Here is a 20685-nt window from a genome sequence, read left to right on the forward strand (position 1 = left end):
AGTAATAAATGACGTGAAACCCAAAAGTATTTTATACACAATCATGTAAAATAATAATTCACTGCATGCAGGTTCTATCATACCATACTCCTGCAGCAAGCCAATCACAAACGATCTTCAGGAAACAACAGGTTGCTATCTTTCAACAAGTACTTTAATCAGGGCAGATTGTCCTTCGGCATCCAACTTGAGGAAAAACAAACCGTTGGATATCGTACCGGGCAAACTTATCCAATTCACCGGATTTCCACTGATATTTTCTATACTAAGCACTTCACGGCCTGATAGATCGAGCAAGGTTACGGTAAAATCCATAGGGATATTCTGTGCAAATCTGATTCCCAGTTGATCCCTCACGGGGTTTGGGAAAACAGTTATAGCACTTTTCTCCGCTCTTTCCGGGAAACCTACTGCCGGAATAACTTCAATATAACATTCTTTCATAAGGGTATCAGAACCATCAGTACCAGACACGGCAAGACTCACATTATAAAGACCCGGATAATGATATTCAATACCCGTGGGATTCTGAACGGTAGAAACAGACGGGTCTGCCCCATCAAATTCCCAACTCCATGCATCTTGAGTAAAAGAAGAAAGATTAGTAAAATCCACGCTTTCACCTTCATAAATAACTCTTTCTGAAGCAACAAAATCAGCAACCGGGCCATTATCCACGAGACCCTGGTATGCCTCAATGCCATAACCTACTTTGGTAAAAACCATAATTCCTTCGTGGTTCAAATTAGGCCCGCAATAATAGTTATAGGATAACGGCAGTTCCCAAATGATTTCCTGGAAATCCGGACTGATCATCCAGTACCTGCCGCCGGCGGGTTCAGCATTAGAAACCATGATATTTCCTGAGGCATCGACGGTAATACGATGATCTGCAACAGGTTCTGCCTGCAATGCAGGAGACGAAAACAGAATGCTTCCATTGTTTTTACTAAGCTTGACAACGCGGTTGCTATCGGTAAGGATGGGGTTATTCTCCGCATCAAAACCAATATTACCATAGGTTCCCGGACCTCCTGAAACAAGGGCGTAAGTCCAGAGTATATCAAATCCCGAGCCGTTGTCCCGGAAGGCAAACAAATCACCCCCATCACGCTGTCCGTAGATAGTTCCATCAGGAGAAACAGTAAGCGGACCTTCCTGGTCGCCATCGCCGGGTAGGGCATCGCTGTAATAAAGAGTCTCCCCTGTGCGGGCATCCACCGCTAACAATTTAATAGCAGTTGTAATCGTTCCCTCCCATTTGTAAATAGTTTCATTATATAGGCAATAATCCGCTGAAGGCATGATAGATACAAAATTTTCATTCGTCCAGACCAGACTTCCATCATCTTTATCCAAGCGGATCATGGAAGGATTATATCCGTTAGGCCCGTTCAAAACAGGGTCGCCATTGCAGGCAAACAAAATATTATGTGCTCCGCCAAATGATTGTGATTTTATCTCTCCTCTCCACTTGACGCTCCCGTCGGTGATATTCAGGGCATAAAGTGTATCAGAAGAATAGTCGTGCACATAAGCTGCATCTTCATTCATCCCGACACAGTAAAGAATCGATGTTTCATACAGTTCCTGCTCCCATAAAAGACTACCAGTGTAAAGGCTTCTGCATTCAACCACCCCGGAGTAAACAGGCGAAAATCTCACCCTTGTAGTAATGAACCTGTCGTTCCAGGAATAAACGGCATTGCCGAAAACAGAATAATTTGCGTCAGTAACTTCCCAAAGTTTATTATCATCCAGGATAAGAGGAGCATTATATTTCGTAACACCATTGCGCTGATTATTGCCCCCGACAGAACTCCAGTTCTGCGATAATACTGCAAAAGATAACAGAATAAAAACTGTAAAAAAAACACTTTTCATAGGTTGGATTTATTGTACTTTACATTCAAACATAGAAAAAAATCGCGAATAAAGAAAAAACAAAAGTTGGAGGTTGCATGCTTCAGGATTCAAGTTATTGGTTGCAGGATTCTTCAGGACAACTCTTAGTTTTTTGCCTCATCGCCTTGGTTTATTAACCAGGATGCAAGACATTATATATTTCAGCAAGAATATCAACCTTCCTGGCCGGTTTTGAGATATATCCCACACACCCGGAATCAACACATTTCACATTTTCTTCAGGCATAGCGTATGCAGTCAGAGCAATTACGGGAACCGATATATTCTTTTTAGTTAATTCTGCCATAAAATCATAGCCATCCATAACAGGCATATTGATATCCAGTAAAATCAAATCAGGAATTATTTTGTTGATTTGATCAAGCAAAAGCTGTCCATTCATGCAATGAATCAATTTTGCCCCGGAATGATCCAGAACGGCTTCCAGGTAATGAAATGAAGAAAGGTCATCTTCAGCTATATAAATCAGCTTTCCCTGAAGATCAATCGTTTTCATCTTCGGCTTTTCCCGTTTTTCTTTTTCCTTAACAACTTCATCCCGATCAAAAGGGATGGTGAAGAAAAACCTGCTCCCCTCATTTTCACGGGATTCAAGCATGATTTTACCTCCCAGCAGTTCAACCAGTCCTTTGCATATACTCAGCCCCAAACCTGTCCCTTCCTTGAACTTATTACTTTCCACCTGATAGAACCGGTCGAAAACAAAGGGCTGGCTATCTGCAGGAATGCCAACTCCTGTATCCCTGACAAAGAATTCCAGATATGGAAAACCCTGGCTTTCCTTCATTTCATATCCCAACTCAACAAAACCTTTATCGGTATGTTTTACGGCATTTGACATCAGGTTATCAAGTATCTGTTTCAATCGTAAGGGATCGGTTTTAACCAAGACATTTGTCATTGAAGATGGGATTGACTGTATAATTTTCAAATCCGGTTTGTTTCTCAGAAGAGGATTATTCCTGAACTGAATTACCACTTCCTGAATAAGCATGTTAATATCGCAGGATTTTCTTTCAATCTTCAATTTGTTGAGTTCAATTTTTGACACATCAATGATATCATCAATCAAGCTCATCAATCTTTCACCGGAACTTTGGATTATCTGAACATACATATTGGTTTTACTATTCTTTGGGAAAGCATCACCCAACAGAGAAGAGAATCCGATGATTGCATTCATGGGGGTTCTGATTTCGTGGCTCATATTGGCAAGAAAAACCGATTTAAGCCTGTCACTTTCTTTCAGAGCTTCTTCCATTGCAACCCGGTCTGAAATATCCTGCATAATGCCAAAGACTTCCCTGGTATTTCCTTTATTATCCCTGGTTACGATCATTCGTTGCAAAATATTGCGTATCTCACCATCCGGTTTGATGATTCTAAATTCATACTCAACATGATCATCCTCCTTCAAGGCTTTAGCAACATTTTGATTATTGTAGTCCCGGTCATCGGGATGGATCCGTTCCTCAATCATCTCATAGCTCAGATCTTTTGGCCTGTCAAATCCCCACATACTATATAGCTGATCCGACCATTTCAGGGAACCGTTTAAAACATCCCACTTCCAGCTACCTATATTACCTAAATTCTGTGCTTCTTTCAGTAATTTTTCACTTTCTTCCATGGCTTTATCGGCCATATAATGATCGGTAACATCCTGAACCTGGGCAATCATATACTTAATAGAGTTGTCGTCTTCCCTCAACAATGCCATATTCAACCTGCCGTACAAGATTTTACCATTCTTATGCCTGTATCTTTTAATTATTTCGTAACCATCAACCATGCCCCCGGTCATTTCCTTCAGTTTGTCCAGACTACCCGGCAAATCTTCTTCATGGGTTATTTCCTTAAAATTCACGCCTATCATTTCTTCTCTGGAATAACCAAACATTTCGGCAAAAGCATTATTAACAGTGATATAATTACCCTGAGCATCGGACAGTGCCATGCCTATTCCTGAATATTCAAATGCATTCCGGAACAGGTCCCTGCTTTCCTTCAAGTCAGCATCTTTTTTCTTATCCGCGGTCAAATCTCTAACTATCCCAAACAGATAGACCTTCCCGTTTACAAGAAAATTCATTCCTATGACTTCGACGGGAAATAAACTACCATCTTTCCTGAGGTGCCTGGATTCAAATACGATGGATTTTCCAGGTTCATGCTTATCCCAGAAGGAAAGAAACTTTTCTTTATCAAATTCCGGATCAATTTCAGATATCTCCATTCCTCTGATTTCCTCCGGAGCTCGCCTTAGCATTTTTCCTGCTGCAGGATTTGCATCAAGAATGGTTCCTTCATTGTTTAAAAAGTAAACTGCATTGGAGGTGGTTTTGAAAAGATGCTCGTAAATACCCTTATAATCCTTAATTTCCTTCGAAATAAATGAATCTGTATCAGCATTTTCCTTCCTCGGGGCGGATTTTCCCGTATTTTCCATATATAGCAGTATTGGGTAAAGGACCAATACGCAATATAGTTAATATCCAAACAAGTACCAAAAATAAAATGCCTTTACTGAAAAATCGGGCATTAGGGAATTCTTGTAATTTTCACTCTTGTCAGGTTAAAGCCGGATATTTGATTTACCTGCAAATTAAATCTGTCGGAATCGAGAAAGCATTCTATAAAAGGTAATCCTGGGGCATAATACAATGATCCTCCGGGAACAAGCGAATTCAGGATTTGCATATACTTGTCTGCATAGAGTTTGTATTCACCATCTTCTCTCAGATGGTGATGAATAAAATGAACAGAAAAGCCCAGGTTGCTGATAAGCGTGCCCCAGGATGCAGCCCTAAAATGATAATCCAGCCAATCCCCCTGGATTAAGTACTGGTCATCATAAACAAAACGGTCAATCCCATAGGCTTCAACACCTTCATTTCTTAAAAAATTGACAAGGTTAGCAGATTGTCCACAACCAATATCCAAAACAGGTTCCAACAGACTATCGGCATCCATCCCGAGTATCATTAACTGAAAATCGGCACTGTATTCGGAAGCAGGGATGGGCTGCAATAAAGACTCACGATTCTGATATAGATTTTTGGCAAATAGATTTGTATGAAGGATCCAATCTTTCAAATTACCATAATGTATTTCCGCAATTTTCTCAATTGGCAAATCCCCGCGTTTCAACTCGGTGTATAACCATTGATAAACTGACCTTAATCTATCCCGGCCTTCTTTGCCGAAATAAAAAAACTGATTAATACGACAAAATTCTGTCAATGACCTTTCGGTAGCATAATCAACCAGTTTACCGGCATCATCATCACTGAGGCTCCCAACTCGTTCAAAGGCCTGAACCACATCTTCACAAAACTTCATGTTTTGCGGAAAATCATCATGGAAGAAGTTTTTCCCTTGATTAAAGATTATTTGTTCATCGATTACTTTCTTAAAATCTTTCAAAGCCTGTTAAAGTTTAAATAAAAGCTACCACTTCACACTCCCGATGTCATTCACCATCAACCACTGCCCATTGGAATGACGCCATTCGCTCAGATACTCTCCCCTGAGCAATTCGCCCGACTCATTTAGCTTTATGATCCATGCTCCCTTCTCAACTGCAATGGAATCGCAGACACTCACCGACAACGTTTTCAATTCATTGAATGTAAACTGCGTTGTCTGGTATGCATAATACTCCCCAATTGTGGCAAGACCGCAGCCAACTGCTATCAGACAAGCATCTTTTCGATAAACAGTCAGCAAAGAATCTATCTTCCCTTCATTAAACCATCGTACAAAGTTCTGATTTTTTTCGACAATGGTTTGTTGTACATCACCGGCATTTTGTGCTTCAGTTTTGTGGCAAACAAAAACCAGCAACAGGCATACTGCTGCAATGGGCAGGGACAAAATTGCAATTTTTCTCATGGGTTTGGTTTTTAAGTTAAATAAATCCTTGGTAAAAGTCAGTAAACTCAAAAGCCAGGGATCCACAGAACGTTTATCATTACTATAAATGGCGGCATGTTTTACAATGGTCTCATCTTCCTGATAATCCAGCTCACGGAAAATAGTTTTCAGGGTAAAACTCCTGGGCATAACTTCACCGGATTCAATACGCTGAAGAGTCCTGACGCTAAGTTTGCATCTGCCTACAAGTTCTTCCTGAGTCAGACCTTTGGCCTTCCTCAACTTTGCAATCAATTGTCCAAGTTCCGGTTGATCCATTTTCTTTTGAATTTAATACAAGAATATACATTAACGTAAAGACTGTCAACGAACTTAGGGGGTCATTGGCACGAATTTAACGCGACATTAACCCGACATTATCCGTTTGTTTCATTGGGAAAAGCATTTAAGCCCCAGGTTACAGGTTGCAGGGTGCAGGGTGCATCCAGGTATTTATCATTCCCTATACTTTTTACAATTTATTCAACAATATAACATTTTTTTTATTGACATCAATCAAAAATCATTGTAAATTGTTAAGCCCATTATAACATAAACCCTAATAACGGATGAAACCACTTTTCACCCTTATCTTTCTATTGATTTTCCAGCAAATTTCTTTCTCCCAGGCCGATGAGACCGATTACCGAAAAATCAGGTTTAGTGAAAATAACAACCTTGTTTCTTCAGGAGTAGACATTTCTCCTGATGGGCAATTTGTTGTTCTCAGCGGAACGGGAGATTTTCCGCTTATCTTTTTCGACTGGAAATCGGAGCAATCTTTACAAACTGCCAATACCGATTCCTGGACTGCCGGTTCAGCAGTGCATTATACGCCTGAAGGGAAGTACATTATTCTTGAAAAGCTATACTACAATCCAGGAATCGCCAATTATGACAGACCCTCAGTTTACAATTTACTGGATGGTGAATCGGGAGAAATCCTGAAGAAATTCGAGGGATATAATATTGTAAAGGTAAGTTCGGCCCAAAGCATGATACTCACGATGGAGGGTAATGAAATAACGTTATGGGACTTAAAGGATTTTAAGTTACTAAAAACCTTAACATTGGAAGAGGAAGGATTTGCTGCCACCTTCTCCCCTGACGGGAAAACTCTACTGATAGCCCACAGCCCCAATGCAGAGGAACTCAAACAATCGGGCTCATTTGGAAAAGATAAAAAATCACTTAAAGCTACTTCCAGATATAAAAACCAGATTTCTTTATATAATTTGGAAACGCTGAAAAAGGAAGGATCAATCAATCACTTTTTTGATCTGGTATACGACATGAGTTTTTCTCCAGACCACAATGAACTATTTGTTTTGCAGATATCCCATCCTGACATCAATTCTGCTGCAAAAGGTGAAAAGCAGTGGAACATCAAAGTTGTAAATGCGAAAAACTGGGAACCTACCCGCAAAGGGTTCACCTCAAAATCAGCTCATCTCCCGGATTATGCGATAAGTCCCGATAAAAAATACTTTGGAATAATATCCGCCGGATCTGTCAATACTTATACATCGTTCCCGGAGCTTCATATCTATGATTATGAAACAGGAAGGTTTTACGAGCGCTTCACATTAAGTCAACGCATGTTTGAAAAAGACCAGGGAGAATTCCTTCGCACCGATGGCAGGGCCGCTTTTGTTTTCCTGCCAGGTAATGAAATTATTTTGATTACAATGGGAAACCGTTTAATTTACTGGAACTTCCACCAGAAATAAATTCAAATACCTTATGAAACGAAGCATAATCCTGTTTCTTATTTTGCTTATAACAGCCGGCAGTTACGCCGGTAAACGGCTAATAGAAGATAAAAATCAGGTAATTGAGGCTGCTAAAGCAGACATTGAAGCAGCCATGAAGGGACCGGATGGCTCATTGTATAAATGGGCTATGGAAAACAAAGCCAAAGGAACCTATCATCTCGATATTACAATTCATGAAAGAGGCAAAGTCGCAACAGTCTTTTGCTCAGGAAGCGAAAACGGTGAGATCCGTTTTCAGAATGAATTAAAGGATATTCTTATGAATTTCGAGTTTTCGTTTAAAACCCCAAAAGGGCGCGATTATAAATTCAGTTATTCTTTCACATTTAACTAAAATCCAAAACCAAGAACCATGAGAAAAACAGTATTATTAGTAATAGCTGCAGCACTTACCTGCGGTGTTTTCTCCCAGGAGGATATGGCCATAGTCTGGGAACAAAAAATGGGCCACAAGATCATCTATCACGGAACCGACCTTGGTAACACCGAAAGTGGATTCAGTTTCGTTGCATCGGATAAAGAACTCACAGTATTTCAAAACAAGGATGGTAAAACCATCTGGACCAAAGCATTCAAGGAAATTGCTCCCAACCTGAGAAAAATTGACGAGCTGCTCGCTTTCTGGGAATCAAACACTATCTTCCTTTTCGACAGGAAAATGGGAAGTGATCAAATCGCTTGTATAAATATGGACGATGGTTCATTACTTTGGACTTCCGATAAATACCAGAATTTGAGCGAAGACCTTGTGATGTATATTCCTGAGAAAGATGCATTTGTTTTATCCTTAAAGGACAAACTTGTATTTATCAAAGCCCGCACCGGTGAAGAAGTATGGAGCACTGCGCAATTTAAGGGAGCAGTAGGCCAATGGCTATATCTACCTGGTGAAGACGCCATCCTGATGGTTAACTTCAAACCTGGTTTTTTAGCTTCTCTGTTTACCGGATTCAAAAATCAGATCATGAAGGTAAATGCCGGCAATGGAGAAGTCCTCTGGGAAAGCACATATATCGGCCGGGCTGAGAGAAAGGCTGTTACACGTGACTTTGTATTTGATCTTGAAGTTGTTAACGACAAAGTCATTCTCCGCCTTAACGGCATCCAGGTATACGATCTGAAAACCGGTGCCAATATCTGGTCGGCAGCTTATGATTACACCGCCGACGGGCTTGTCAGAAAACCGCAAGGACAGGTCTTTGCTTTTGGCGTTTACGGAGCAGTAGCCGACCCGCTGATTGTGGGAGACGACTTCTATGTGATGGAAATGTCGGATAAAAAGAGCCAGTATTTGAAAAAATATGATGTTCATACAGGACAACTGATCTGGACATCACCCGAAATACCACAAGCCAAGGCAATACCCGGCATGTATCTTGTCGGCGATAAAATCATCCTGCAGATCGGTGGTAAAGTAGAAGTTCAATACCATCACAAATACAAATCCGGTGATTCATGGGTTGAAGTGGAGTTTGTAGGCTATGAGGATGTCAAACCCTACGGTGTTAAAGCATTTAACGTGAGTGATGGGAAAATGGCATGGGAATCGGAAAAATTTAAGAAAGGAATTACCAATGCCATCTATCTGGGCAATGAGTTCATTGTGTGCAGCGGTAAAGAGCTTCACTCCATTAATCCTGAAAATGGGGAAGACAAATTCGTTGTGCCTGTCAATAAAGGCGGAGTCGGCCTGGCATCCCTCATTCTGCCTTATAATGACGATATAGTTGTGGTTGGAGAGAAAGGTATTTCCAAATTTAAGGCTTCCAACGGAGACCTGGTGTGCAACGCAAAATACAAGACTTCAAGACTGGAGGCCAGAATTGGCGATATTCTTATCCTGAAAACCGATAAGGCAGATATCGCTTGTTTCGATCTTTCTGCAGGATGCAGCTTTGCGGAATTCAAAGCCAAAACCGGAGCAGCAACCACACTGACAAATGATGCCAGTCATGTTTATGTATATGAAGATAAAGTCGTTACCAAGGTAAAGGCCAAATAATCTTCGGTTAAGGCAATTAAAAAAACCTGTCCGTAACAATCTTCTGTAAACGGACAGGTTTTTTTATTGAATCATTCCCTGAAAGAAAAGAATGGCATTACCACTTATCAGGCAGCTTGCAACCTGACATTCATCATTCCTGGTAATCATTTAAAGCTATTTCAGCACCCCGAACAAACCCCTTATCAATTCCCTTGCCAACGTTCTTCCTACTTGCCTGACCATGGTGTTTTTCGCCAGGGTTTCCAGTGTTGAAGGCTGTGTGGTTTTTTGTCTCCTTCCGGGCTTCTCCCGGGGTTTCTCTTCATATTGCATTTGGGTCCTGGCCTTTTCTATTTTGCGGGAAAGCATTTCATAGGCTGATTCAGAGTCGATAGTATTCTCATATTTATCGGCGAGAAAAGAATTTTCAACGATCTCGTTTTGCTCTTCATCACCCAGAATATCCATTCTCGTCATGGGAGCTCTCATGTATGTTACAGCTAAAGGCGTTGGTCTGCCTTTTTCGTCCAGTGCAGTAACCAAAGCTTCACCTATACCCAGAGACGTCAATACTTCATCGGTAAGGTAATATTCCGATTCAGGATAGTTTTCGGCTGTTTGCCGGATCTCTTTTCGATCTTTGGCTGTAAAAGCCCTCAAGGCATGCTGAACCTTGAGTCCCAGTTGGCTAAGAACAGCATCAGGAACGTCAGTAGGGTTTTGTGTGCAAAAATAGATGCCAACACCTTTAGAGCGAATCAGTTTAATGATGGTTTCTATCTGGTCTATCAGCACCCGGGAAGTATTTTTGAAAACCAAATGAGCTTCATCAATAAAAATAACAAGTTCGGGTTTCAACGGGTCACCCCTTTCCGGGAATTTCTCGTAGACCTCTGCCAACAAACTCAACATAAAGGTAGTGAACATCTTCGGCTTGTCCTGCATATCAACAAGGCGGATGATGGATATATAACCGTTACCTTCTTTGTCTTTTCTAAGCAGGTCATTCACATCGAACGACGGCTCCCCGAAAAAACTCTCAGCCCCTTGCTGTTCCAGTTCAATGATCTTCCGCAATATCGTATTTACTGTGGCTGGAGAAACACTGCCATACTCCCTGGAAACAATCTCCTTCCCATCCTGGATGGCATATTGGAGTATTCTTTTAAAATCCTTGAGGTCGATCAGGGGCAGGTCATGATCATCGCAATATTTGAAGACCAGAGAAACAACACTTCCCTGTGTATCATTTAGTTCCAGAAGCTTCGAAATCAGAATGGGGCCAAATTCCGTCACCGTGGAGCGGAGTCTCACGCCTTTTTCTCCAGACAGGGTCATAAGCTCTACAGGCATTGCCTTCGCCGTATAGTTAAATCCCAGCCTTGCATGCCTTTCTTTGATAATTTCCTTCTCTTCCCCTGGCTTAGCGAGACCACTCATATCTCCCTTAATATCCATTAACAATACAGGAATCCCATTTTCAGATAATTGTTCTGAAATTACCTGTAGGGTCTTGGTTTTTCCCGTCCCGGTAGCCCCTGCGATCAAACCATGTCTGTTAAGGGTTTTCAGAGGAATTTTCACAAAAGCTTCAGATATGCATTCACCATTAAGCATAGCCGTACCGAGCAGAAAACTTTCTCCTTTAAAGGAATAACCTTCCTGAATGTTTGATTTAAAAGACTGTCGGATATCCATTTTTGTATTTAATTTATGTTTTCTTGAAGGGAGTAAAATTAACCAATAATCGAATGATCCGGCAATTTGCTTTAAATGACATTCTACTCCGCCTGTCAATTTAAAAGATTAAAATTTTCATCAGTCTCTGAAAGACTTTATGTTTTCCATACATTTGACTTCCAAAAAGCGGCAAGGATGAACATCCGTCATTTATTGAGAATTCTGGGTCCCGGGCTTCTCTACGCAGGAGCAGCAATCGGGGTTTCTCATTTAGTGCAGTCTACCCGGGCAGGAGCATCATATGGATTCAGCCTGGTTTGGGTTCTTATCCTCGTAAATGCTCTTAAATATCCCTTTTTTGAGTTCGGTACCCGTTATGCTGCCGTTACCGGTGAAAGCCTTATTGATGGATACCGCAAAATGGGAAAATGGGCAATCGTTGCTTTTGCTATCCTTACCTTATTAACGATGTTCGCAATTCAGGCAGCTGTTACTATAGTTACGGCAGGTTTGACAGGAAATATTCTCCATATCAATTTGAATCCGGGGTGGATAAGCGCCATTTTGCTGATCTCCACTGTTGTCATATTGATGATAGGCCGGTATAATCTGCTCGACAAACTGATTAAATTCGTTATCGTAATTCTTGCAATCTCTACCGTTTTCGCAGTTGCCGGAGCATTATCAAAAGGGGTTCATGCCGGCTCAAACTGGTCGGGAGAGTTTTCCTGGTATAACAGTACCGACATTTTCTTCCTTATTGCCTTTGTTGGCTGGATGCCGGCTCCCATTGATGTTGCCGTATGGTCTTCCCTATGGTCGGTTGCCAAACAACGCAATTTACATTATAAGCCTTCCTTGCGCGATTCTCTTCTCGATTTCAGGATAGGATATATCGGGACAGCAATCATGGCATGTTGCTTCCTTTCCCTTGGAGCACTTGTATTGCATGGTTCGGGTATCGAATTATCCTCCAATGGAACTGTTTTTGCCGGACAACTCATTGAAATGTATACTGAATCTATCGGCAAATGGGCATATTATATCATTGCCGCTGCAGCCCTAACAACCATGTTCAGCACAACCCTCACATGCATCGATGCTTATCCCCGCGTACTTATGCCTACTACGGAAATACTTTTTCCCCGCTTAACTTCTCAGATTGGAAACAGAAACTACTTTTACTGGTTCTGGATACTTATTCTTTCCACAGGAACGATAATAACCCTGCTCTTCTTCGCAACATCCATGCGGTTTATGGTCGACCTGGCGACTACACTCTCTTTTCTTACCGCCCCTGTTCTCGCGTTCATGAACTATCGCGTAGTAACAGCCAAATCAATGCCTCTTCAGGGCAGATTAAGCAAAGGATTAAAAATCTATGCGTGGATAGGGATTGTTTTCCTGACAGGATTTACGCTGTTTTATATTATTACCTATTTTGCTTCCTGACCCTGTATCATTGATAATCCAACAAAGTCCTGGATTGCAGAAAATCACGAAAATCCTCGGCCATTTCTTTGATCTTGTTTTCAAAGATGCACTGATCGAAAGGACATATTGGCTTTTCCAAGGGACAATGATGTGTGCTAAGTCTTCCTTCGATAACCTCATAAATATCCAAAAGCGTAATCTTATCCGCGGATTTCTTTAACAAAAAGCCACCATTGGGCCCGCGATTCGAGCTCACATAGCCCTCTTTCACCAAACGCTGGAATATTTTAGCTACATGATGTCTTGAACTATTGTTAACCTCTGCTATCTGATTAACACTTACTGATCCCTCAGACCTTGCAAGGATAATCATACCATGTATCGCTATAGATGCCGCTTCAGTTAAGGCTATGATCCGGGACATAATAATGGAATTGGTATTTGATTACCCAAATGTATGATCAAATTCCAATTAACAAACCATAAAAGCAAAGATTGTTTCAAAAAATGGATTATTTTTACTTAATAAAAATAGGTTGTAAATCCATTATTCACAAAAAGCCCTTAAAATGAAAAAGATCCTGGTACCCGTTGATTTTTCAGAAAACACCTGGAGTGTATGCCAGTACGCGCTATTACTCGCCGGCAATGAATCCACAGAAATCCGTTTATTTAATTCTTTTTTTGATCAGGTAATAGTAACCGATAGCAGTTTCCCGACAGGAATTGATACTGAAACTATGATCAACGAACAATTGCTGATGGATATCCGGCAGCGTTCGGAAAACGATATCCAACTTTTGCAATCGCGTCTCATTGACCAGGTCAGGTCGAAAGGGCTTAAAAACATTAAGGTGGTTTATACTCTGGAAGGTGGAGAACCGGAGTTTGAAATCCTGGATATGGAAAATGAATACAAACCCGACCTGATTGTTATGGGAACCCATGGCTCGGGAGAAAAAGGTTTCCTGGAAGGAAGTGTCTCAAAAAAAATTATGGATCATGCCAAAGCCCCGGTATTCGCTATTCCCGAATTAAAAGATAATCCCGTTATCGGCAGGGTACTGTATCTTTCGGAAATATCCGATGCGGATATTCCTGTGCTCGATAAAACCTTCAGTATCCTGAAGCATTATAATCCGGCTTTGTTTTTCCTGCATCTGCTAATCAGCAACGAAAGACAGGAAGCGCAGGAAAGGCTTAAACCCATCGAAAATCATTTTGCCGATAAAGAAAGGGAAGGAAACATAACCTACCATATTCTCCCGGAAAGCAATATTCAGGATGATATCGAAGCTTTTATCCGGGAACACGACATCTCTCTTGTCGCATTTATTCCTCATAAAAAAGGATTTTTCAAACGATTGTTCTATCAAGGCATAACCAAGAAAAATCTATTGCAGACCAATATGCCTCTTCTTGCCATAAGGGAAACATAAATAGTTTTATCTTTGAACCGCAGTTCCGATTATCTACGGCAAGGTATGAAACTATCCATTGTTATTGTCAATTATAACGTTAAACACTTTCTGGATCAGTGCCTGATGTCCGTGAAAAAAGCACTGATCGACCTGGATGCCGAAGTGTTCGTTGTTGACAACAATTCGGTTGACGGCTCCGTCAAAATGGTAAGGGAAAAGTATCCTGATGTTAAGCTCATTGCAAACACTGTTAATACAGGTTTTTCCAGAGCCAACAATCAGGCTATCAAACAGTCGGAAGGAGAATATGTCCTCCTCCTGAATCCCGACACCCTGGTGGAAGACGACACATTCAGGAAGGTAATTGAATTTATGGATAAGCATCCTGAAGCCGGAGGTCTTGGTGTGAAAATGATTGACGGCAAAGGGAACTTCCTGCCTGAATCCAAACGGGGATTACCCACCCCGGATGTAGCTTTTTACAAAATCTTCGGGCTTGCTAAATTGTTCCCTAAATCCAGGGTTTTCGGTAAATATCACCTGGGGTTCCTTGACAAGGATGAAATACATGAGGTAGATGTACTCTCGGGGGCATTCATGCTTCTTAGGAGATCGGCTCTCGATAAAACAGGGCTGCTGGATGAGGATTTTTTCATGTATGGAGAAGATATAGACTTATCATACAGGATCAGCCAGGCCGGATATAAAAATTTTTATTTCCCGGGAACAAGGATCATACATTACAAGGGCGAAAGCACAAAAAAGAGCAGTATCAATTACGTTCTGGTCTTTTACAGGGCAATGGTCATTTTTGCCCGAAAGCATTTCTCCCAGAGAAGAGCAAATCTTTTCTCTTTCCTGATCAATACGGCCATTTACCTCAGAGCATCAGCAGCCATCATGGCCCGATTCGTACAAAAAGCCTTTCTTCCCTTCATAGACATTCTTCTCATCTTCTCCGGTATCTATTTCATAAAATCCTACTGGGAACTTCAGGTTATTTTCCCTGATGGCGGGCAATATCCACCGGAATTCATCACTATCGTTGTACCGGCATATATACTCATCTGGCTTTTTTCCGTATTTCTCAGCGGAGGTTACGACCGTCCTGTCAGGCTGATAAAGATCTTTCAGGGAATAGCCATCGGAACGGTAATCATCCTCGTAGTTTACGCCCTCCTGAATGAATCATTCCGCTTCTCTAGGGCAATAATCATCCTTGGAGCCGTATGGGGGCTCTTCTCAATGATCCTGCTACGCCTCCTTCTGCATTTGCTAAATCCCGGATATTTCAGAATAGGTACAACTAAGAACAGGCGATTCCTGATTATTGGAGAAAAAGAAGAAGCAGAAAGAGTTGCCGACCTTCTCAGAAAAACCTATATCCTGCCTTCTTTTATAGGGTTGGTCCACCCTTCTTCAGGAAAACATAAAAACGATGTCTTCCTCGGAAGCCTCGACCAAATTGAAGATATAGTTTTTATTTACAATATTGACGAGCTGATCTTTTGCTCACGCGATATCTCCCACCGGGAAATCATAGATATCATGTCGGAACTGGGAGAAACCAATATTGAATTTAAAATAGCCCCGGAAGACAGCCTTTCCATCATCGGTTCCAACTCCATTAGTACTTCCGGAGACCTTTATACCATTGACATCAACGCTATTACCAACCGGGCTAACAGAAGAAATAAACGTTTTCTCGATATTTGCATTTCCCTTTTTGCCCTGCTGTTTTTCCCGCTATTTATTCCATTTGTAAAAAACATCCCTGGATTACTCAGAAATATATTCCTTGTTTTTATTGGCAACCGATCCTGGGTGGGTTATAATTCCTTTAAAAACTCAGTTCATGTATCTCTCCCTCCTATTCGTAAGGGGATCCTTACTCCCACCGATGCCTTCCGGAAAAAAATTCTCCCCGCTGAGACCATCCAATGGCTGAATCTTATTTATGCACGCGATTATCGCATTAACACCGACCTCAACATCATCCTGAAAGGCATGAAGGAAATGGGTAGACGTCGAACAGATATTTGAACATATTAACCGTAAATTTGTATTATATTTCAAACTATAAATAATCATTATAATGGCAAGGTTTGAATTAGTAATGCCCAAACTGGGCGAAAGTATTATCGAAGCAACAATTACAAAATGGTTAAAAGGAGCAGGCGATTCCGTAGAAGAGGATGATCCCATCGTGGAGATCGCAACGGATAAAGTTGACTCTGAGATACCTTCTCCGGTGGAAGGTAAGATCACCGAAATATTGTTTCAGGAAGGACAAACAGTTGCGGTTGGTAAAACCATTGCCATCATAGAAACCGAGGGTGCCGACACCGGTGCTGCAACTCCTGAACCCCAGCCGGAAAGCGTGGAGCAACCCAAAGAAGAAGCGGATACGGAACCTCCTCTATCTGCCGCTGACACTGAAAACATTGAATCCGCATCAGACCGCTTTTATTCACCATTGGTAAAAAGTATTGCCAGAAAAGAAAATATCACCGTCGGTGAACTGGACTCCATCCCTGGCAGTGGCAAAGATGGACGGGTTACCAAACAGGATATCCTGGATTACCTGAAGAACAGGCCTGCCGCCGGCAAATCTCAAGCCTTTGCTGCTTCTACTCCACCCTCAAAGCCTGCCCCGGTTGAGCCAATATCCGTTAGCGCCGGAACCGGTGATGAGATCGTTGAAATGGACCGCATGAGAAAGCTTATTGCCGACCATATGGTCATGTCGAAACAAGTTTCCCCGCACGTTACCTCATTCATCGAAGCCGACGTAACCAATATCGTCAAATGGCGCGAAAAAGTTAAAGATGCGTTCCTGGAAAGAGAAAAGCAAAAACTGACCTTCACTCCCATATTTATTGAGGCTGCAGCCCGCGTAATCCGTGAATTCCCGCGAATAAACTCTTCTGTCGACGGAACACGCATCATCCTGAGAAAAAATATTAACATAGGTATGGCCACAGCCCTGCCTAACGGAAACCTCATCGTACCGGTTATCCGCAATGCAGATCAAAAAAACCTGCTCGGAATTACCAGAGATGTTAATGATCTTGCTAAGAGAGCCCGTGAAAACAAACTTCTTCCCGACGAAATTCAGGGAGGCACATTTACCATAACCAATTTCGGCTCCTTCGACAGCATCACCGGAACCCCCATAATTAACCAGCCTCAGGTTGCCATTCTGGGTATTGGAGCTATACGCAAAAAACCGGTGGTCATCGAAACCCCGCAGGGAGATATGATCGGGATCCGTCATATGATGGTACTCTCGCTGGCATATGACCACCGCATCGTCGATGGTGCTCTCGGGGGAATGTACCTGAAAAGATTAAGAGATGTGATCGAGAGTTTTGACCCAAACCAATCCGTATAAATCATGGAATTAAACCTTAACCGGCCAATAGTATTCCTCGACATAGAAAGTACCGGTGTAAAAGTAGCCTCCGACAGGATCATTGAGATCTGCATCCTGAAAGTGATGCCGGGAGGAGAGGAAATAATAAAGACTTTCCTACTGAACCCAGGCATGCCCATTCCTCCTGAGTCAACAAAAATACATGGCATCACTGATGACGATGTAAATGATAAACCCACCTTCCAGGATGTGGCCCATGAACTTAACAGGATGCTTGCAAACTGTGATCTGGCAGGATACAACTCCAACAAGTTCGATATTCCTTTGCTTATCGAGGAGTTTCTCCGCGCAGGCATAAACTTTGACATAAAAAACCGGTACCTGGTGGATGTTCAGAACATCTTTCACAAAATGGAACCGCGAACCCTCCATGCTGCCTACAGGTTTTATTGCCAGAAAGAACTTGTTGATGCACATACGGCCGAAGCCGATACACGCGCAACCTATGAGATACTCAAATCACAGCTCGATGTGTACAATGGGAAGCAATATACCGACCAGGATGGAAAGAAAAGCACTCCTGTGGTCAATAATGTCAAATCACTTTTCGACTTTTCCTACCAATCACATTTTGTAGATATGGTAGGGCACATTGTCTATAACGATAAAAAAAATGAAGTATTCAATTTCGGGAAATACAAAGGCAAGCCGGTGGAAGATGTTTTCAGGAAAGAACCGCAGTATTACGACTGGATGATGAAAGCCGAGTTTCCCCTGTCGACAAAAAATGTGATCACTGCCATTAAACTTCGCGGGTTTAACAAAGGAGCAATAAATTTTCAATAAAATACCGATGCAAACGATTAAGGATCACTTTTTCCCGGGTCTAAATGACATTCCCGAAGAATTTCGCATTTCCGAGCCTTTCGAGCAAAAGGAATACCTTATTGGAGGAAAAATCCTTACTTGGGCAGGAGATTATCAGGAAGTATTAAGTCCCGTTTGCCTTCAGGAAGGTGAAAATGTCATACAACAAATCCTGGGGCATTATCCCTTGCTATCGGAGAGAGAAGCGGAGATGGCTCTCGAAGCAGCATGCAAAGCCTACGACAATGGAAAGGGTGAATGGCCGGTAATGAGTGTACAGCAAAGGATTACACACATGGAAGACTTCACGCTCAGGATGCAGCAGAAGAAAAACGAAGTTGTAAAACTCCTGATGTGGGAAATCGGAAAATCCCTGAGTGACTCGGTTAAAGAGTTCGATCGTACCATTGAATATATCCGGGATACTATTGATGCCCTCAAGCAACTCGACCGCAATTCAAGCCGTTTCCAGATCGAACAAGGTGTCATTGGACAGATACGTAGAGCCCCGTTGGGAGTTGTACTCTGCATGGGCCCCTATAACTATCCTTTAAATGAGACATTTACCACCCTGATCCCCGCTTTGATCATGGGAAACACCGTGATCTTCAAACCTCCAAAATATGGGGTACTGCTTCACCGACCCTTAATGGAAGCTTTCCGTGATTCTTTCCCTCCGGGGGTGGTTAACATGGTTTACGGCGACGGTCAAACCATTATCAGCCCGATGATGCAATCCGGACGAATTGATGTTCTCGCGTTTATCGGGTCCAGCCGTGTGGCAAATATCCTGAAAAAACAACATCCGCGTCCAAACAGGCTAAGGAGTGTGTTAGGACTGGAAGCTAAAAATGCGGCAATCGTACTTCCGGATGCCGATATTGATCTCGCAGTAAAGGAATGCCTGCTCGGATCCCTATCATATAACGGCCAACGTTGCACAGCGCTTAAAATGCTCTTTATCCATGAGGATATCCGGGATGTGTTCATAAACAAGTTCACCCATGAACTTGAGTCCCTTAAAACCGGTATGCCCTGGGAGACAGGTGTGATGATCACGCCTCTGCCTTCACTGGATATTGTTGATTATATGAAAACCCTTGTAAATGACGCAACAAATCTGGGTGCGCATGTAGTCAACCCATCCGGTGGAAAATCCGAAATGACATTTTTCTACCCTGCCCTCCTCTTCCCTGTTAACGACAAAATGAAAATTTTCCACGAAGAACAATTCGGGCCGGTTATACCATCCCTTAGTTTCAAGGACATACAAGAACCGCTGGAATACATACAGAAGTCGAATTACGGGCAACAGCTCAGTATTTTCGGAACAGATCCTGGAAATATTGCCAGCCTGATAGACCCCCTCGTTAACCAGGTTTGCCGACTTAACATCAACAGCCAATGCCAGCGTGGCCCTGATACGTTCCCCTTTACCGGACGAAAAGACTCTGCAGAAGGAACACTCTCCGTTTCTGATGCCTTACGCGTTTTCTCCATCAGAACCCTGGTGGCTGCAAAATCAACCGAACTGAACCGCGATATCATTACCCATATCATCAGAGAAAGAGAGTCAAATTTCCTGAGTACGGATTTCATCTTTTAATCTTTATACCATGAAAAGAATTCTGCTATTCATCGCAATATCCTTGCTTCTGTCAGTCACACTATTTGCGCAGGATCGCTCCTCCCTGTATTTCGTCTTCCTGAATACAAATCCTGAAAGAGAAGCATTGAGTGAAGACTCTGTTGCCAGCCTCCAGAAAGGACATCTGGCAAATATTGACAGCTTGTTTAAAGACGGCAAACTGGTGGCCGCAGGGCCCTTTACCGGAGGAGGTGGTATCTTTATCCTGAAAGCAACATCTGCCACCGAACTGGATTCATATTTCAAACGCGACCCGGCCATTCAGGCTAACCGGTTCATCCTGGAAACCCTGCCCATGAAAATCCTATCCGGTAAATTATGCGATGTTCTCGGAGATTATACCATGCAAAATTTTGTCTTTATAAGATTTACCGATTTCCCTATGGATATTGATCTTGGGAAATCATCTCAGGAGATATCCGAATTACACGCTGACCACTGGAGACAAGATAATAGTGATACAAGGATTCTGTTTGAAGCAGAATTCCCGGAGGGAAGCGGAGGAATTATGATCCTCGAATCCGATAATGAGATTCTCGCGGATGAATGGATGCAGGAAGACCCGTATTTAATATATAAAAAATACGCATACGAGATAAAAACAATATGGATTGCAGCAGAAACCTTTTGTAAATCCCAATGATTTGTTGTAATTTTAT

16 protein-coding genes are annotated in these 20685 nt (G+C 42.1%); 10 read left to right on the top strand and 6 right to left on the bottom strand.

The window, feature by feature from the left end; genetic code table 11:
* Nucleotides 1-135: 135 nt before the first annotated feature.
* From KKA81_00190 to KKA81_00205, 4 genes are all read right to left on the bottom strand, one after another.
* Entirely contained in the window at nt 136-1884 is a 1749-nt protein-coding gene (locus tag KKA81_00190; GenBank protein ID MBU2649325.1) for a PQQ-binding-like beta-propeller repeat protein, read from the bottom strand.
* Nucleotides 1885-2038: 154 nt separating this feature from the next.
* Nucleotides 2039-4375: a PAS domain S-box protein gene (locus KKA81_00195; protein MBU2649326.1), complete on the bottom strand. Its 2337-nt coding sequence runs from the start codon at nt 4373-4375 to the stop codon at nt 2039-2041.
* A gap of 92 nt (nt 4376-4467) precedes the next feature.
* Complete coding sequence (locus KKA81_00200; GenBank protein ID MBU2649327.1) at nt 4468-5352, bottom strand: class I SAM-dependent methyltransferase; 885 nt, start codon at nt 5350-5352, stop codon at nt 4468-4470.
* 24 nt (nt 5353-5376) lie between these two features.
* Nucleotides 5377-6120, bottom strand: coding sequence for a helix-turn-helix domain-containing protein (locus KKA81_00205; protein ID MBU2649328.1), 744 nt, complete (start codon nt 6118-6120; stop codon nt 5377-5379).
* A gap of 290 nt (nt 6121-6410) precedes the next feature.
* On the opposite strand from KKA81_00205, the gene KKA81_00210 reads away from it, so the two are divergent.
* From KKA81_00210 to KKA81_00220, 3 genes are read left to right on the top strand one after another with little or no spacing between them, the layout of a single operon-like run.
* Complete coding sequence (locus KKA81_00210) at nt 6411-7571, top strand: hypothetical protein (GenBank protein ID MBU2649329.1); 1161 nt, start codon at nt 6411-6413, stop codon at nt 7569-7571.
* Between the two features lie 13 nt (nt 7572-7584).
* On the top strand, nt 7585-7950 hold the full coding sequence (locus tag KKA81_00215) for a hypothetical protein (GenBank protein ID MBU2649330.1): 366 nt from the start codon (nt 7585-7587) through the stop codon (nt 7948-7950).
* Nucleotides 7951-7968: 18 nt separating this feature from the next.
* Nucleotides 7969-9618, top strand: coding sequence for a PQQ-like beta-propeller repeat protein (locus KKA81_00220; GenBank protein ID MBU2649331.1), 1650 nt, complete (start codon nt 7969-7971; stop codon nt 9616-9618).
* A gap of 156 nt (nt 9619-9774) precedes the next feature.
* Here KKA81_00220 and KKA81_00225 read toward each other — a convergent pair whose 3' ends face one another.
* Nucleotides 9775-11298 (bottom strand): DUF853 domain-containing protein, encoded by a 1524-nt coding sequence (locus KKA81_00225; GenBank protein ID MBU2649332.1) that lies wholly within the window; start codon nt 11296-11298, stop codon nt 9775-9777.
* Nucleotides 11299-11475: 177 nt separating this feature from the next.
* On the opposite strand from KKA81_00225, the gene KKA81_00230 reads away from it, so the two are divergent.
* Nucleotides 11476-12732 carry an Nramp family divalent metal transporter gene (locus KKA81_00230; protein ID MBU2649333.1) on the top strand — a complete coding sequence of 419 codons (1257 nt, stop codon included), beginning with the start codon at nt 11476-11478 and terminating at the stop codon, nt 12730-12732.
* 7 nt (nt 12733-12739) lie between these two features.
* Here the strand turns inward: KKA81_00230 and KKA81_00235 are convergent, their stop codons facing one another.
* Entirely contained in the window at nt 12740-13138 is a 399-nt protein-coding gene (locus KKA81_00235; protein ID MBU2649334.1) for an Rrf2 family transcriptional regulator, read from the bottom strand.
* A gap of 145 nt (nt 13139-13283) precedes the next feature.
* On the opposite strand from KKA81_00235, the gene KKA81_00240 reads away from it, so the two are divergent.
* From KKA81_00240 to KKA81_00265, 6 genes are read left to right on the top strand one after another with little or no spacing between them, the layout of a single operon-like run.
* On the top strand, nt 13284-14153 hold the full coding sequence (locus KKA81_00240) for a universal stress protein (protein ID MBU2649335.1): 870 nt from the start codon (nt 13284-13286) through the stop codon (nt 14151-14153).
* 45 nt (nt 14154-14198) lie between these two features.
* The gene (locus tag KKA81_00245; GenBank protein MBU2649336.1) at nt 14199-16178 is read left to right on the top strand and encodes a glycosyltransferase family 2 protein; all 1980 of its coding nucleotides are present in this window, start codon (nt 14199-14201) and stop codon (nt 16176-16178) included.
* A 52-nt stretch (nt 16179-16230) separates the two neighbouring features.
* Nucleotides 16231-17529 (top strand): 2-oxo acid dehydrogenase subunit E2, encoded by a 1299-nt coding sequence (locus KKA81_00250; protein ID MBU2649337.1) that lies wholly within the window; start codon nt 16231-16233, stop codon nt 17527-17529.
* Between the two features lie 3 nt (nt 17530-17532).
* Nucleotides 17533-18357 carry a 3'-5' exonuclease gene (locus KKA81_00255; protein ID MBU2649338.1) on the top strand — a complete coding sequence of 275 codons (825 nt, stop codon included), beginning with the start codon at nt 17533-17535 and terminating at the stop codon, nt 18355-18357.
* Nucleotides 18358-18364: 7 nt separating this feature from the next.
* Nucleotides 18365-19984, top strand: a complete 1620-nt coding sequence (locus KKA81_00260; GenBank protein MBU2649339.1) for an NADP-dependent glyceraldehyde-3-phosphate dehydrogenase — start codon at nt 18365-18367, stop codon at nt 19982-19984.
* A gap of 10 nt (nt 19985-19994) precedes the next feature.
* Nucleotides 19995-20669, top strand: a complete 675-nt coding sequence (locus KKA81_00265; protein ID MBU2649340.1) for a YciI family protein — start codon at nt 19995-19997, stop codon at nt 20667-20669.
* Nucleotides 20670-20685: the final 16 nt, after the last annotated feature.

The sequence above is a fragment of the Bacteroidota bacterium genome (assembly GCA_018831055.1).
Lineage (GTDB): Bacteria > Bacteroidota > Bacteroidia > Bacteroidales > B18-G4 > M55B132.